Source organism: Thalassospira marina (assembly GCF_002844375.1).
GTDB classification, from domain to species: domain Bacteria; phylum Pseudomonadota; class Alphaproteobacteria; order Rhodospirillales; family Thalassospiraceae; genus Thalassospira; species Thalassospira marina.
Window position 1 is genome coordinate 2,322,050 of record NZ_CP024199.1, and the last position, 15,163, is coordinate 2,337,212.

The following is a 15,163-nucleotide window of genomic DNA, read 5'->3' on the forward strand; positions in this document are numbered from 1 at the left end:
AACCCGTCAAAACACCAAAAGAACAAAGACAAAAACATCAAACCTTTATCAGGAGGCTTAACCAATGGATGATACGAAACGTTATGAACGCCTGCTAAGCCGTTATAAAAATGGCGAAATCAGCCGCCGTACTTTTTTGACTGTTCTGGGCGCTGCTGGTGCTGCTGCCGGTATTGTGGGCGGGCCGATGGGCATGCTGGTCAAATCGGCCAGGGCCGCCACACCCGAACAGGTCCGTTTTGACGGTTGGGGTGGCGTCGTTTCCGAGGCCTTTGAAAAACATGCCTTTGCCCCCTATACCGCAAAAACCGGCATCAAGGTTGTTTCCGGCACCTTTGGTGGCGCGGATGAATATCTGGCACGGGTAAAATCCAGCCAGCCTGGCGAATTCAACCTCGCCCACCTTTCCGGCGTGTTCGACTATGCCCGTTATCACGGGCTGGAGCTTAGCTCCGAACTGAACGAAGCCAATATTCCCAACCTTAAAACTGTCATCACCAACCTGATCGAGCCGCTGCGCAAAATCTCGGACGGTAAACTTTCGGCTGTTCCCTATGATTATGGCACCACGGGCATTGCCTATAATCGCAAACATATCAGCGACGACGAAGCAAAGACCAAAGGTGCCAAGCTGATGATCGATGAAGCCTATAAAGGCAAAATCGGCGGCTGGGCGGAATGGAAAACCCGTGTCTGGTATGGCGCCCTGCAATCGGATCAGGACCCGAACAACATTGGTGATATGGAAGCCGTTTGGGACATGATCCGCAAACATCGCGATCTGGCCCTGAAATACTGGACTTCCGGTGCCGAGCTGATGAGCCTTCTGGCCGAAGAGGAAATTTACGTTACCGAAGGCTGGTCGGGCCGCATTCGTGCCCTTCAGGACCAGGGGCATGACATTGGCTATTACGACCCCAAAGGCGGCCTTGGCTGGCAGGAATGCATCTTTGTTCTTAAGGGCAGCCCGATGGCAGCCTGCGAAGAACTTCTAAATTTCATGCTGGAACCCGAAGTCGCCATTGCGGTTGCCGAAGGGCAGTTCTACCCGCCCTCGCTGGATCCGCAAAAGGTCGAACTGGGCAAACTCATACCGACCCTTCCGGCATTTGACCCCAGCGGTACGCTGGACGGGCTCAGCTTCTTTGATCCGGCCTACTGGAACAAAAACGAAGCTGACTGGTCGAAGAAATTTTCACGGGTACAGCGCGGTTATTAATCGCCCTTCCCGTCAGGCAACCCGGCGCCGTTGGCCTCTCCCTGGTGCGGGGCCGGGTTGTTTTAAAAAGACTGACAAAGGTAACAAACCATGGCCGAACGCCAGAATGCCGTTGAATTGCGCAATGTCGTAAAGCGATATGGCGAATTCACCGCCGTCAAAAAAATGGACCTGACCGTTCCTGAAAACAGCTTTGTCACGTTTTTGGGGCCATCGGGATGTGGCAAAACCACCACCCTGCGCATGATTGCCGGTTTGACCGACATCAGCGAAGGCGACCTTATGATACGGGATAGGAGGGTCAATGACCTGCCTATCCACAAACGAAATCTGGGGCTGGTATTTCAGAACTACGCGCTGTTTCCGCATAAAACCATTTTTGACAATATCGCCTTTGGCCTGAAATACCGCAAAATCGCCAAGGCCGATATCGCCCGCAAGGTTCAATCGGCGCTGGAACTGGTGCAATTGCCCCATGTCGCCGAACGTTACCCCAACCAGCTTTCCGGCGGGCAGCAGCAACGCATTGCCCTGGCGCGCGCCATTGTCATCGAACCTGATGTTCTGCTGCTTGACGAACCACTTTCGGCACTTGATGCCAATCTGCGTGAAGAAATGCGTGTCGAATTAAAACGCATCCAGCGCGAACTTGGCATTGCCACGGTTTTTGTCACCCATGACCAGTCCGAAGCCCTGGCAATGTCGGATAAACTGGTGGTGATGAATAACGGTGTCGTCGAACAGGAAGGCGCACCGGAAGACGTTTATAACAACCCGTCATCCGCCTTTGTTGCCGACTTTCTGGGGCATTCAAACATCTTTGCCGGCCAACTGGCCGAACCGGCAGGCGATACCGCCCCGGTCCATCTGCAGGGCGGGCCCAGCCTTTTGACCACGGCCCATCAAATGGAACGTGTCGCGCACCAGCAAAATGTGCGCGCCGTGATCCGGGCGGAAAAAATTACGGTTTCAACCGACAAAACCCCAATCAGCGGCGATGCCGGCACCAGCATCCCCGGACGGGTTAAAACCGTTGACTATCTTGGGCAGATGGCGCGCTATTTTATCACGGCCGAAGGGCGTGACTGGCAGGTCATCAACCCGATTGACCAGCATCCCTTTAGCGAGGGTGCGGAAATTTTCATGCATATCCCTGCACGTAACTGTGTGTTGTTACCCGGCCATTCAGACTGACCGGTTTTCGAAAGCCCCACCAGATGACCCATGAAATGACAAAACCCGGGCATAACCGGGATTCAAAGCTGTTCTATCAAAGCCGGTCACGCCGTCCGCTTATCGACCATGCCAAAGGCGTTTACATGTGGGATGTTAACGGCCAACGTTACATCGACGCATCAAGCGGCGCCATGGTCAGCAATATCGGCCACAGCGACCCGCGCGTTATTGCCGCCATGCAAAAACAAATGGAACAGGCGACATTTGCCTATCGCCTGCATTTTGAAAATGATGCGGCCGAAAATCTGGCCTGGCGCCTGGCCGAACGCGCACCAGGCGACCTGGAACGAGTGTTTTTCGTATCGGGCGGGTCCGAAGCCGTAGAAAGCTGCCTGAAACTGGCACGGCAATACACGCTTGCCATTGGGCAGGCCCAACGCAGCAAGGTCATTTCACGCTTTCCCAGCTATCATGGCTCAACGCTAGGCGCGCTGGCGATCACCGGCTATACGCCGATGCACGCGCCCTTTGCCCCGATGATGGTTGATCAACCCAAAATCCCGGCACCAACCTGCTATCTCGACCGCGATGACCTGAGCGATCATGACCGCGGCCTTAAATATGCAAACATGCTTGAAGCCGAAATTCTGCGCCAGGGCCCCGAAACAGTACTGGCCTTTATCATGGAACCCGTTGGCGGGGCCGCCACCGGCGCCCTTGTTGCGCCCGATAGCTACTACCAGCGCATTCGCGAAATTTGCGATCAATATGGCGTGTTGCTGATCTATGACGAGGTCATGACCGGCGCGGGCCGAACCGGTAAATATTTCGCCGCCGAACACTGGAATATCGTGCCCGATATCCTGGCAGTGTCAAAAGGCCTGGCAGCAGGTTATGCCCCGCTAGGCGCCATGATCGCGCCAGACCGTATTGTAAGCCCGGTTCTGGATCATGGCGGCTTTATCCATGGTTACACCTATGCCGGCAATCCCATTGCCTGTGCGGCGGGCAATGCGGTGCTTGATGTTATCGAACAGGACGGCCTTTTGGAAAACGCCGCATCATCGGGTGCCGCCCTGAAGGCCGAGCTAGGCAAGCTGATGGCATCCTATTCCTTTATCGGGGATGTGCGCGGCAAGGGCCTGCTGCTTGCAATGGAGCTGGTTGCCAACCGCGACACAATGGAACCCATCGCCCCAAAACATATGGCCGCCGCCCGGCTGGTTGATATCGCCTATGACAAAGGCCTGATCATTTACTGGCGACGTACACGCGGCGGGTATCGCGGTGACCATGTTATGGTCTGCCCACCCATGACCATAACACTTGACCAGTTTGGCGATATTCTGGGCCCGCTTAACGATGCCCTGGCACAGCTTGAAACCGAACTTAAACAGGCGGGGGGCATTTGACATGGCAAACAAGGTTATTATCACCTGTGCCGTGACCGGGTCGGTCCATACCCCGTCCATGAGCCCGCATCTGCCCATCACCCCCGATGAAATTGCAGATCAGGCCATTGCCGCGGCAAATGAAGGGGCCGCCATTTTGCACCTTCATGCACGGAACCCGGAAACGGGTTTTCCGGCCCCGGACCCGGAAATTTTCATGCAATTTCTGCCCAAAATCCGCCAGGCAAGCAATGCGGTAATCAATATCTCGACCGGCGGCGGAATGACCATGACGGTGGATCAACGCATTCGGGCTGCGAAAACAACATCGCCGGAAATGGCATCGCTTAATCTGGGCACCATGAATTTTGGCCTGTTCCCTGCCCTTAATCGTAAAACCGAATGGCAGCACGACTGGGAACCGGACTTCCTTGAAAGCAGCCGGGATTTCGTATTTAAAAATACATTTTCAGATATAGAAACAATGCTGTCGCAACTGGGCGATGCCAACGGCACCCGGTTTGAATTTGAATGTTATGATGTTGGACATCTTTATACGCTGGCCCACTTCATTAATCGTGGGCTGGTAAAAGGCCCGGTCTTTTTGCAATTCGTGCTGGGTGTTTTGGGTGGCATTGGGGCCGACCCTGAAAACCTGATGCATATGAAGGCCACCGCCGACAAACTTTTTGGCGACCAATACCGGTTTTCGGTATTGGGGGTTGGCCGGGCACAAATGCCATTTGCCGCCATGTCGGCAGGGATGGGCGGGCATGTGCGTGTTGGCCTGGAAGACAATCTTTACATTCGCAAAGGCGAACTGGCGCGCAGCAATGCCGAACAGGTCGCAAAGGTTCGCGACATTCTGACAGGTTTGAACCTTGAAATCGCGACACCGGACGAAGCCCGCGAAATGCTGGGCCTGAAGGGATATGACAGCGTCGGGTTTTAAACCCGGCCATCCCGCACGCGTCACCACCAAACGACCAAGGAAAGGGCGGCAGGATGATGCATGCCTATTTTTCACCAGACCAATTGTTACATCACGGCCAGTCCTTTCTGGTCGGTGGGGAACGAAAACCCATTCCCGAAACGCCGGAACGGGCCGATATCTTAAATGCTGCCCTAACAAAGCTGGGTATTTCCCCATCCCGACCCGCCGATTATGGCCTGTCCCCCATCGCCCGCGTCCATTCGCCTGAATATCTGCTGTTTTTGGAAAACATCCATCAGGAATGGCGCGCAGCAGGCGGTGCCGACATTGTGGTTCCCCATATTCACCCCTTTGATCGTCAGGGTATTTACCCGGCAACACCCGCGGGCAAGGCTGGCTTTCATCTTGGCGATACATCCTGCCCGATTACCGCGGGGACATGGCAATCAGCACGGGCCAGTGCCAATTGCGCAATTGCGGCTGCGCGCGATGTTGGTGCTGAAAAAACCGATATCGCCTATGCCCTGTGCCGCCCGCCAGGGCACCACGCCAGCCGTGAAATTGCAGGGGGGTTCTGTTATCTGAACAATTCTGCAATTGCGGCAATGGATCTGCGCGAACGGTTTGGCAGAGTCGCCATCCTGGATATCGACCTGCATCACGGTAATGGCACGCAACACATATTTTATGACCGGGACGATGTTTTAACCCTGTCCATCCATGCCGACCCGGCAGGATTTTACCCGTTTTACTGGGGCCATGCCCATGAACGCGGCAATGGCGCAGGCCTTGGTTACAATCACAACTTTCCCCTGCCCCTTGGCAGTGGCGATGAAGTGTTTCTAAATGCCCTGGATCGGGCATTGGAAACCATACAGCGCTACGCGCCCGATGGGCTGGTTCTGGCATGCGGGCTGGATGCTTCTGGCGATGACCCGTTTGGGGGACTTTGCGTCAGCACTGGCGGATTTGGCAAAATATCCCGTAAAATCAGCTTGATCGGCCTGCCCACCGTGATAGTTCAGGAAGGCGGGTATGTCAGCCCGACACTGGGTGACAACCTTGTTCAGTTCCTTGAAAGCTTTGCGGAGGCACGATCATGACTTCAGCCGACATCATCATCATCGGGGGTGGAATCGCCGGGATGTCTGCAGCCTATTTTTTGGCGCAGAAAGGCAAAAAAGTGATCGTTCTGGAACGCGAAGACCAGCCTGGCTATCACAGCACCGGGCGATCCGCCGCACTTTACAGCGAAACCTATGGCCCGAAAATCATTCGTAAAATGTCCACGGCCAGCCGGTCCTTTTTCCTGACCCCACCCGAAGGCTTTACCGACCATCCAATCCTGACCCCGCGCGGCATGATGATTGCCGGTATGCCCGGCGAGGAAAAGGAACTGCAAGAGCTGTTAACCGAAGGCCGGGCAAATGGTGCGGATGTGCAGGCACTTAGCCCCGCACAAATTGGTGAACTGATCCCGATCATTGATACCACCCAGTTTATCGGCGGCGCGCTGGAACCTGCGGCAATGGATATCGACGTTCATGCACTGCATTGGGGTTTCATTCGCCATTTCAAACAGATGAATGGCGAAATCATCACCCGTGCTGACGTCGCCAAAATCGACAAAACTGACGAAAACTGGGTCATTACCACCTCGCGCAATGACCAGTTTAGCGCACCCGTCATTGTCAATGCTGCGGGTGCCTGGGTCGATGAAATTGCGAAGGCAGCCAATGTCACCCCGCTTGGCATTACGCCCAAACGCCGCACAGCCGTAATGGTGGACCTGCCCGCTGGCATCAATGCCGAAAAATGGCACATGACCGCCACCATCGACGAAGGCCTGTATTTCAAACCCGATGCCGGGCGTTTGCTGGTATCCCCGGCTGATGCAACCCCGACAACACCGCAGGATGTGCAACCCGAAGAACTTGACGTTGCCATTGCCATTGACCGGCTGATGACGGTTACCAGCCTTAAGGTGGGCCGCCCCGGCGAAAGCTGGGCCGGGTTGCGCAGCTTCTTTGCCGATGGCGACCCGGTTTCCGGGTTTGACCCGGCACAAAACGGCTTTTACTGGCTGGCTGGCCAGGGCGGATATGGCATTCAAACCGCCCCGGCCATGGGCGAATTTGCCGCCTGCATGATTTGTGGCGAGGACATCCCCGCCGGGATGAAAAAGCTCGGCATCACGCAAGAGGCCCTGTCCCCCACCCGGCCCGGCCTGTTGCCCGAAATTACAGAAGCAACATCATGACGGGCAACACTGACATACGGGCAAAACTACGCGCAGCCGTTCATGCCCGGCGCGACAAATTGCTGGCTGACCTTGCCGAACTGGTTACGTTTCCAAGCCTGCTGGGCGATGAAACCGGCGCGCAGGACTGGATGGCGCAAAAATACCAATCGATGGGCCTGAATGTTGAAAAGGTTGCCATCGATGTTGAAAAACTGCGCGACAAGCCCGGATTTTCACCGCCCGTCATCGAAAATTATGACGGGCGCGAAAATATCGTTGCCCTGTATCGCCCCCAAAACCAGACGGGCAAAAGCCTGATCTTAAACGGGCATGTCGATGTGGTGCCAACCGGTCCGGCCGATTTGTGGCAACAACCACCCTTTAGCCCGCATATCATTGGTGATTGGCTTTACGGGCGCGGTGCTGGCGACATGAAGGCAGGTATCATTGCCAGTTGCCATGCGTTTCAGGCGCTTTGTGATACTGGCCTGCTGCCTGCCGCCCCAATCACATTCCAGTCCGTGGTCGAGGAAGAATGCACCGGCAATGGTGCGCTGGCCTGCCTGCATGCAGGCTACCGTGCCGATTGCGCCATCATCCCCGAACCCTTTAACCAGACCCTGATGACGGCGCAATTGGGTGTCATGTGGTTTCAGCTTGACGTTAGTGGCAGCCCTGCCCATGTGCTCGATACATCGGCAGGCAGCAATGCCATCGAGGCCGCTTATGGCTTCTTCGAAACATTGAAAGAAGTCGAAGACCTTTGGAACCATCCAGCACACCGCCATGAAGCATATGGTGCGCATATTCACCCGGTGAATTTCAATCTGGGTAAAATATCGGGCGGGGAATGGGCATCGACCGTACCGCCGGTATGCCAGGCAGATATTCGCATCGGGTTTTATCCCGGCATGGATATGGCAGAAATTCGGGCAATGATTGATGCCGTCGCACAATCCGCGCTTGAAAATCATCCCGCCTGCAAGGGCGCGAAATTTGCCATTTCCTATCGCGGTTTTCAGGCCGAAGGATGCGTCATGGATGAACCCCACCCGATGATGCAAACCATTGGCCGCCTGCATCACGAGGTAACGGGCGAAGCCATAAAAAACTATGCATCAACAGCAACAACGGATGCACGTTTTTTCCAGATCTATGGCAATATCCCGGCCACGTGTTACGGACCCAGGGCAGAACGCATCCATGGCATTGATGAACGGGTTTCCATTTCTTCGGTAATGCAGGTTACCGAGGTCCTGGCCCTGTTCATGGCTGACTGGTGCGGCACCACGCCGCGATCCTGAACCACACTTTAAATTCTGATTGCATAAACGGAGCATATTATGAGCATCGAACGTTTCCATACCGGCCACCGCATGAGCCAGGCTGTTGTCCATGGCAATACGGTTTACCTTGCCGGTCAGGTTGGCGAACCGGGCGCATCGGTAACCGACCAGACCAAAAAATGCCTGGAACAGGTTGATGCCCTGCTGGCCGAATGCGGCAGCAAAAAAGAAAACATTCTGCAGGCAATTGTCTGGCTGGCAGATATGAATGACTTTGCCGAAATGAATGCCGTTTGGGACGCATGGGTACCGCAGGGCCACACCCCTGCACGCGCCTGTGGCGAAGCCAAACTTGCAACGCCGGAATACAAGGTCGAATTCATCATCACGGCCGCCAAAGACTGATTTTATAACGGGCGGTGGATATATCACCGCCCGTTTTACCTACCCCGCGCACCTTGCCCAATAGCAGTAAGGCAGCACGACCTCACTCCCTGCCCGTACTTGCATCGCGCAACCTTGATCGGCCAGGCCATCCGATGCCCATTCCGGATCAACCTGCCCGCCTCACCTCCCATTTCGCACTGAGTTCCTGATCAAACGCTCGCAGTCCCGTGACTGTAGCGCTCGGCATTCCCTTGCCTTAACCACATTATTTCAAGACCTTAGCGGAATTTGTTATCATCACACATCCTCTTGCAAATCGTCCGGCGGCACCGTCCGCCTCAATTCATATTGTAAGCATATAATTTGTATGCTAACTATTATTCATGGAAAACATCGACATTCTACGGCAAACCGTCACCACCAACCTGTTGCAAACCGGGCGTCACTGGCGCCGGGCTGCAACGCAGGTTTTGGGGCATCACGGCATATCCGAGGCCTGCGCCTCCCCTCTTATCTGGATCAGCCGCATGGGTGGCGGGGCGCGGCAAGTGGTGCTGGCACAACATGTCGGTATTGAAAGTGCGTCGCTGGTGCGCCTTTTGGACCAGTTGGAAACCCATAATCTGATTGAACGCAGATCAGACCCCAGCGACCGGCGCGCCAAATGCGTCTGGCTGACAGAAGAAGGCCAGCAACTGGCCAGCAAAATGGAAACGTTATTAACGCAATTGCGTAACCGCATTCTGACGAATGTCAGCCAGGCGGACCTTGAAGCAACCTTGCGGGTTTTTCAGGCCTTTGACGAAGACAATAGCGATTATACCCCTGAAACATCCCCGCAAATGGCAAAGATGGCGGGAGCCTGACTTTGAGCCTTCCTTCATGGCGGGACTGGATTTTTTCCGGGAAAGCCTTTGTGGCGTCGATGCTGGCGCTTTATATCGCGCTTTATTTTGATCTGCCGCGTCCCTATTGGGCGATGGCGGCGGTTTATGTTGTGTCCAACCCTCTGGCAGGCGCAACAGGTTCAAAGGCATTATATCGCGCACTTGGCACCATTATCGGGGCCTGTGCTGCCGTATTTTTCATGTCGATATTCATCAATGCGCCGGAACTGTTCAGCGTTGTCATCGCCCTTTGGACTGGCGTTCTTTTATATATTTCCATGCTCGATCGCACGCCGCGCAGCTATGTTTTCATGCTGGCAGGCTATACCCTGCCGCTGATCGCCCTGCCCGATGTTGGCAACCCCGAACTGATTTTCGATACCGCACTTGCCCGCAGCGAAGAAATCCTGCTGGGCATATTATGCGCCAGTATTGTCAACGCGGTTGTCTTCCCTGTCAGCATCAACAGCATGCTAAACGGCAATATCACCAAATGGCTGGGTGATGCCGCAAGCTGGGCCGAAGAAATTTTGCGCGGTGAAGGTGCAGTTCCTGAAACGCCGGTAAAACGCCAGAAACTCGCCAGCGACATTGCCGGTTTTGACATGTTGCTAAGCCAGTTGCGATATGATGTGAAAACCCGTGAAGTGGTCAAACCCGCGCGTGAATTGCGCGGGCGATTGCTGATGCTGCTGCCAATGTTTTCATCCCTTGCCGACCGGTTACATGCCCTAAAACAGATCAACAAAAATCTGCCTGCCGATATGCGCCCGGTATTGCAAAGCATTGCCGACTGGTTTTCGCAGCCAAACGCCATCACAGATGAAAGCGCCCACGCCCTGATTGCGCAAATCGATGCCATTGATACCGGGCCATCCCAAACGGGACATGACTGGGAAAACATGCTGCGCGCCAGCGCCCTCGCCCGTTTGCGCGAAATTGTTTATCTGTGGCGCGATTGCCATGCCCTTCATGCCATCATCCGTGACGGGCACCATAACCGTGGCTGGCAACCGCTTTTTCGCCATCGCAAGGTTATCGCCAACACCCGCTTTTATGATTACGGCATGATGCTGTTTTCATGCGGCTCAACCGTGCTGGCAACGCTGATTGCCGGGTTGGTCTGGATTCAGTCTGGCTGGGAATATGGCGCGGGCGCGGTGTTGATGGCGGCTGTCAGCGGTTCGTTTTTTGCCGCGATGGATCGCCCTGCACCGTTTATCATGATCCTGCTGAAATGGTTTTCGGCCAGTCTTGTACTGTCATTTATCTATCTGTTTTTCATTCTGCCACGTATTGATGGCTTTCCGCTGCTGGTCCTGGTTTTTGCCCCACCCTTCCTTGTTTTGGGCACGCTGATGCCCCGGCCGCAATATGCCATCATTGCCATGTTGCTGACGGTGGCGACGGCATCTTTCATCGCCCTGCAAAACCGTTTTAGCGTCGATTTTGTATCCTTCATGAATGGCGGGCTGGCATCGCTTATCGGGGTGGGTTTTTCACTGGTCTGGACCCTGCTGGTACGGCCATTTGGCAGCGAACTTGCCGCAAGGCGGCTTATGCATGCAGGCTGGGCAGACCTTGCCAATACCGCAGCAGGCAGTAACCGGCACGATCACAGCGAACTTTCGGGGCGTATTCTTGATCGCCTGGGTCAGCTTGTACCGCGCCTTGCCAGCCTGCCCGGTCGGGAAATGGCGAAAATTGATGGTTATGCCGAAGTCCGACTGGGGCTGAATATTTTGGCCCTGCAACGCGAACGCCGCCGACTGGGAAGTGCCTGCGCCATACAGATTGGCACAATGCTGGCCGCGATTGCCGGTTTTTACAAACAGCGCCTTAAGCAGGGCAAGGCCCTTGAACCCGCGCCGTCACTGTTGGTGCAAATTGATACCTGCCTTGCCCAAACCCTGAACGAACCGGCAGACAAACGTGCCGAAGCCCTTGATGCCCTGGTAGGCATTAAACGCGCACTGTTTCCCGATGCGCCGGTCACATCGCTGCTGCCATTATCCAATGATCACAACACTAACGCCCTAAACGCCAAAGCCGCAGAATAGGAATAACCCAAACAGGCATCCCTAACGCAGCTTTGGTATTTCAGCATCCAGCATCTCGCCTCAACGGTGGTCGATAAAAATCACCGGTCGCGACTATCGCGGCTATCGCGGGTTACGATCATGGAACTGCCCTCCAGCGTGCGATGAACCGGGCATTTATTGGCAATTTCAATCAACCGGGTGCGAATATCATCGCCAAAATCGCCGTGCAGCGTAATTTCACGTTCAAAGCGGTCGATTTTGGCGTTGCTTTGACGGACACCTTCGCTGCAATCCGAGCAATCGCTGGCGTGGATTTTCTGGTGGGTCACCTTGACCGAAATGCCATCCAGCGGGATCTGTTTGCGGTCCGCATACATGCGAATGGTCATGGATGTGCAGGCACCCAATGCCGATGCCAGATATTCATAGGGCGACGGGCCACTATCAAGGCCACCAGCACTTTCGGGTTCATCAGCCATCATGCGGTGTTTGCCTGCCACCAGCATGGTTTGAAATTTGCCCAAACCGGTTTCGCGCGCAAAGACACCTTCATTGGCCTCGCCAGCAGCAGGCACCAGTGGTTTTGCCGGTTGCGCGCCAACAATATAGGGCCGCGCCCATGCGGCAATAACACGTGCGGCATAGGCTGCATCTTCCGGATCCCGCAAAAGATGGTCAGCTTTATCAAGCGAAACATAGCTTTTTGGGTGTTTTGCTGCGGTAAATATCCGGGTCGCATTTTCAATACCGACGGTCTGGTCCATCGGCGCATGCATCACCAGCAATGCTTTGTGCAATTGCGACACTGACTGTTCAATATTGTGGGCTGCCAAATCATCCAGAAACTGCTTTTTAATCACAAAGGGCCGGCCACTTAGCGAAACTTCCGCGTGGCCCGCTTCGTTGATTTCGGCAAGTTTACTCGCAAAATTTTCAGTTACATGTTCGACATCGGCCGGGGCTGCAATGGTGGCAACGGCCGTGGCCTCGGGGATATCGGCCGCAACGGCCAGCACCGCTGCACCGCCCAGCGAATGGCCAATCAGCAGCTTGGGTGCCTCGAATTCATCGCGCAAATATTGCGCGGCACGGCGCAGGTCTTCAAGGTTGGATGTAAAATTGGTCGATGCAAAATCGCCCCCCGAACCACCCAGACCGGTAAAATCAAACCGCAAAACGGCCACACCCTGTTCATTCAGGGCCTGGGCAATTTTGCGTGTTGCGGTCAGGTCTTTGGTGCAGGTAAAGCAATGCGCAAAAAGGGCATATGCCAGAACCGGCCCGGCGGGCAAATCCAGACGTGCGGCGAGCGATGCGCCCATAGCCCCTTCAAAGCCCAGCTTTATTGGGCGAACTGCCATGTTCTTCTCCGTCGCGAAATGTGAAATATGCTTTGACAAGCTCGGCATACTTTACCAGCTTAACGGGTAGTCATTGTATGTTTTTTACGTTTAAAGACTGGTTCTAAAATGTTGCCCATCAAGACATCCCGCCTGATCCTGCGTGAAGCAACACATGATGACGCGGCCTTTATTCTTGAACTGCTCAACCAGCCCGACTGGATTGAATATATCGGTGATCGCAATATCGGCGATCTTGCATCAGCCGCTGTCTATATCAATGAACGTTTGATCAGCGCGTATCACGCCAATGGTTTTGGGCTTTATATGGTCGATCTGGCAAAAACCGGCGCCACCATTGGCCTGTGTGGCCTTGTAAAACGCCAAAGCCTGCCGGACCCCGATATTGGTTTTGCCTTTTTAAAGGAATGGCAGGGCAAGGGTTTTGCCCGCGAAGCCGCCGAAGCCACCCTAGAATATGCCTATCACGAGCTTGGCCTGGAACGGGTTGTCGGCTTTACCCTGCCGGAAAATAACCGCTCCATCCGCCTGCTTGAAAGCCTGGGAATGGTGTTTGATCGCACTGTTTTTGTCGATGGCGACCGCGAGGCCTGCAACCTTTATGTTCCCGCGCGCGAACACGAACCGGCAGCCTGAACCACCCTTTGCCATTTTGGCATATTTACGCGGCTGTTGCGTTTGAACCTGCCAAACGCAACATGCCTTTAATCACATTCTATTTACGCCGGATGCCTATCGTGCGCCCGACACCGGATGGTATGGGCAAATGCGCCTGTGCCTTGCGAATACCATCCAGGGTTTGAAAAATATCATCCGGGAACGGGGCCGACCGGCGGGTTTCCATATTGATATGCATGGTGATGATTTCGTTTGTGGCCGAAAGCCAGCCTTCATCCGCATGACGCATTTCATGATACATGTGAATGCGTTTTGCATCGCAATCCAGAACACGGGTATGAAGTTCAAACCTGTCATTCAGGAGAATTTCGCGGTCATAGGTCGCATGCATTTCAAGGGCAAAGGTCGAACCGCCACGCCGCGCCGGATATGTCCTGCCCAGCCCGACAGCATCAAGAAATGCAAGCGACCCCAGATTGAACGCCACGATATAATAGCCAACATTGACATGGCCGTTAAAATCGATCCATTCCGGCTGAACATCGCCCTGATAACTCACCAGCATTTCCGGGCCGAAAAGATTGCTGCTGATCATTTATCAAGGGCCTCAACAACGCTAACGGCTGCGGCGAAATCTTCAAGCGCGTGCCCGACCGATTTGAAAACCGTGCATTCATCATCGGACTGGCGGCCTTTGACCTTGCCTCGTGTTAAATCAAACAGGTCGCCATTAATGTCATCCTTGCTGATCGCACCGGACTGGATCGCCTGAACCACATCCCCCCCTTCGGCAGATGCACCATCAAAACTGTCCACAAAAATGCGGCATCTTTTCATAACCGCATCATCGGTTTCGCGCATTGTCGGCTTGAACGCCCCCACCAGATCAACATGCACCCCATCACGCAACCATGCCCCCTGCACCAATGGCTCGGTGCTAAGTGTGGCGCAGGAAATGATATCTGCCATGCGGCAGGCTGCCTGCAAATCGTCTGTCCCGGTGGCTTCAAGGCCCATTGCGGCAACCTCGCTTGCAAGGGCAGTTGCCTTTTCGGGCCGGCGGTTCCAGATCGTGACTTTTTTAATCAGGCGAACGGCGGCATGTGCCGCAATCAGATTGGGGGCCATCGCACCAGTCCCCACCATCACCAGATGGCTGGCATCCTTGCGCGCCAGATAATCCGCCGCCAGCGCAGATGCCGCCGCCGTCCGGCGCGTTGTCAGGCGTGTGCCATCCAGCACGGCAGCAGGCTGCCCGGTAACACCATCAAGCAAAATATAAATGCCCGAAACCGCAGGCAGGTTTCGCTGTGCATTGCCTGGCACAACAGCGGCAACCTTAACACCGGCTGCACCGTTTTTTTCCCAGGATGGCATCAAAAGCAGGGTTGCGTCATCCTCGCTGGTGCGTTCCATGTTGAAATGGCTGCGCAAGGGTGTTTCACAGCCCTTTTCAAACCAGGTGCGCAGGGCTTCAACCATTTCACGCGGCGGAACGGAACGATCAATATCTTCGGCGGTGACGAAACGCATGGGGCCTACCTGTAAATTTCTGGTTATTGTTACGTTTGCGCAGCCTAGCATGTTGGCAGGCCACCGTCACGGCAACAAGTCCCTGAT

14 protein-coding genes are annotated in these 15,163 nt (G+C 54.8%); 11 read left to right on the forward strand and 3 right to left on the reverse strand.

The genetic code is table 11. The features are described from left to right. Positions 1-64 precede the first annotated feature (64 nt). The 10 genes from CSC3H3_RS10625 (at position 65) to CSC3H3_RS10670 (ending at position 11,582) form a co-directional block, all read left to right on the forward strand. Entirely contained in the window at positions 65-1,219 is a 1,155-nt protein-coding gene (locus CSC3H3_RS10625) for an extracellular solute-binding protein (protein WP_101284791.1), read from the forward strand. Positions 1,220-1,309: 90 nt separating this feature from the next. Next, entirely contained in the window at positions 1,310-2,413 is a 1,104-nt protein-coding gene (locus CSC3H3_RS10630) for an ABC transporter ATP-binding protein (protein ID WP_101270658.1), read from the forward strand. 35 nt (positions 2,414-2,448) lie between these two features. Beyond that, positions 2,449-3,807 carry an aminotransferase family protein gene (locus CSC3H3_RS10635; RefSeq protein WP_245881083.1) on the forward strand — a complete coding sequence of 453 codons (1,359 nt, stop codon included), beginning with the start codon at positions 2,449-2,451 and terminating at the stop codon, positions 3,805-3,807. A gap of 1 nt (position 3,808) precedes the next feature. Then, positions 3,809-4,738: a 3,5-dioxohexanoate:acetyl-CoA acetone transferase gene (gene kce, locus CSC3H3_RS10640; RefSeq protein ID WP_101284793.1), complete on the forward strand. Its 930-nt coding sequence runs from the start codon at positions 3,809-3,811 to the stop codon at positions 4,736-4,738. Between the two features lie 53 nt (positions 4,739-4,791). Continuing rightward, the gene (locus CSC3H3_RS10645; RefSeq protein ID WP_101284794.1) at positions 4,792-5,823 is read left to right on the forward strand and encodes a histone deacetylase family protein; all 1,032 of its coding nucleotides are present in this window, start codon (positions 4,792-4,794) and stop codon (positions 5,821-5,823) included. Next, positions 5,820-6,980 (forward strand): NAD(P)/FAD-dependent oxidoreductase, encoded by a 1,161-nt coding sequence (locus tag CSC3H3_RS10650; protein ID WP_101284795.1) that lies wholly within the window; start codon positions 5,820-5,822, stop codon positions 6,978-6,980. Before CSC3H3_RS10645 ends, CSC3H3_RS10650 begins: the two co-directional genes overlap by 4 nt. Continuing rightward, positions 6,977-8,266 carry an ArgE/DapE family deacylase gene (locus CSC3H3_RS10655; protein ID WP_101284796.1) on the forward strand — a complete coding sequence of 430 codons (1,290 nt, stop codon included), beginning with the start codon at positions 6,977-6,979 and terminating at the stop codon, positions 8,264-8,266. The genes CSC3H3_RS10650 and CSC3H3_RS10655 overlap by 4 nt, the downstream gene beginning before the upstream one ends. Positions 8,267-8,305: 39 nt before the next feature. Next, positions 8,306-8,653, forward strand: a complete 348-nt coding sequence (locus CSC3H3_RS10660) for a RidA family protein (protein ID WP_101270668.1) — start codon at positions 8,306-8,308, stop codon at positions 8,651-8,653. Positions 8,654-9,018: 365 nt separating this feature from the next. Continuing rightward, the gene (locus tag CSC3H3_RS10665; protein WP_101284797.1) at positions 9,019-9,501 is read left to right on the forward strand and encodes a MarR family winged helix-turn-helix transcriptional regulator; all 483 of its coding nucleotides are present in this window, start codon (positions 9,019-9,021) and stop codon (positions 9,499-9,501) included. 2 nt (positions 9,502-9,503) lie between these two features. Then, the gene (locus CSC3H3_RS10670) at positions 9,504-11,582 is read left to right on the forward strand and encodes an FUSC family protein (protein ID WP_101284798.1); all 2,079 of its coding nucleotides are present in this window, start codon (positions 9,504-9,506) and stop codon (positions 11,580-11,582) included. A gap of 80 nt (positions 11,583-11,662) precedes the next feature. Here CSC3H3_RS10670 and CSC3H3_RS10675 read toward each other — a convergent pair whose 3' ends face one another. Then, complete coding sequence (locus tag CSC3H3_RS10675) at positions 11,663-12,925, reverse strand: bifunctional alpha/beta hydrolase/OsmC family protein (protein WP_101284799.1); 1,263 nt, start codon at positions 12,923-12,925, stop codon at positions 11,663-11,665. Positions 12,926-13,033: 108 nt separating this feature from the next. Here CSC3H3_RS10675 and CSC3H3_RS10680 point away from each other — a divergent pair, with 108 nt between their 5' ends. Then, positions 13,034-13,561, forward strand: coding sequence for a GNAT family N-acetyltransferase (locus CSC3H3_RS10680; RefSeq protein ID WP_101284800.1), 528 nt, complete (start codon positions 13,034-13,036; stop codon positions 13,559-13,561). A 79-nt stretch (positions 13,562-13,640) separates the two neighbouring features. Here the strand turns inward: CSC3H3_RS10680 and CSC3H3_RS10685 are convergent, their stop codons facing one another. Together CSC3H3_RS10685 and lhpI are read right to left on the reverse strand one after the other, a co-directional pair. Continuing rightward, positions 13,641-14,138: a thioesterase family protein gene (locus tag CSC3H3_RS10685; protein WP_101284801.1), complete on the reverse strand. Its 498-nt coding sequence runs from the start codon at positions 14,136-14,138 to the stop codon at positions 13,641-13,643. Further along, the gene (lhpI, locus tag CSC3H3_RS10690) at positions 14,135-15,076 is read right to left on the reverse strand and encodes a bifunctional Delta(1)-pyrroline-2-carboxylate/Delta(1)-piperideine-2-carboxylate reductase (protein ID WP_101284802.1); all 942 of its coding nucleotides are present in this window, start codon (positions 15,074-15,076) and stop codon (positions 14,135-14,137) included. The genes CSC3H3_RS10685 and lhpI overlap by 4 nt, the downstream gene beginning before the upstream one ends. Positions 15,077-15,163 lie beyond the last annotated feature (87 nt).

Excerpts from the sequence above, each read along its gene's own strand:
- CSC3H3_RS10625 (WP_101284791.1), top strand. The coding sequence starts at position 65 with ATGGATGATACGAAACGTTATGAACGCCTGCTAAGCCGTTATAAAAAT.
- CSC3H3_RS10630 (WP_101270658.1), top strand. The coding sequence starts at position 1,310 with ATGGCCGAACGCCAGAATGCCGTTGAATTGCGCAATGTCGTAAAGCGA.
- CSC3H3_RS10635 (WP_245881083.1), top strand. The coding sequence starts at position 2,449 with ATGACAAAACCCGGGCATAACCGGGATTCAAAGCTGTTCTATCAAAGC.
- kce (WP_101284793.1), top strand. The coding sequence starts at position 3,809 with ATGGCAAACAAGGTTATTATCACCTGTGCCGTGACCGGGTCGGTCCAT.
- CSC3H3_RS10645 (WP_101284794.1), top strand. The coding sequence starts at position 4,792 with ATGATGCATGCCTATTTTTCACCAGACCAATTGTTACATCACGGCCAG.
- CSC3H3_RS10650 (WP_101284795.1), top strand. The coding sequence starts at position 5,820 with ATGACTTCAGCCGACATCATCATCATCGGGGGTGGAATCGCCGGGATG.
- CSC3H3_RS10655 (WP_101284796.1), top strand. The coding sequence starts at position 6,977 with ATGACGGGCAACACTGACATACGGGCAAAACTACGCGCAGCCGTTCAT.
- CSC3H3_RS10660 (WP_101270668.1), top strand. The coding sequence starts at position 8,306 with ATGAGCATCGAACGTTTCCATACCGGCCACCGCATGAGCCAGGCTGTT.
- CSC3H3_RS10665 (WP_101284797.1), top strand. The coding sequence starts at position 9,019 with ATGGAAAACATCGACATTCTACGGCAAACCGTCACCACCAACCTGTTG.
- CSC3H3_RS10675 (WP_101284799.1), bottom strand. The coding sequence starts at position 12,925 with ATGGCAGTTCGCCCAATAAAGCTGGGCTTTGAAGGGGCTATGGGCGCA.
- CSC3H3_RS10680 (WP_101284800.1), top strand. The coding sequence starts at position 13,034 with ATGTTGCCCATCAAGACATCCCGCCTGATCCTGCGTGAAGCAACACAT.
- CSC3H3_RS10685 (WP_101284801.1), bottom strand. The coding sequence starts at position 14,138 with ATGATCAGCAGCAATCTTTTCGGCCCGGAAATGCTGGTGAGTTATCAG.
- lhpI (WP_101284802.1), bottom strand. The coding sequence starts at position 15,076 with ATGCGTTTCGTCACCGCCGAAGATATTGATCGTTCCGTTCCGCCGCGT.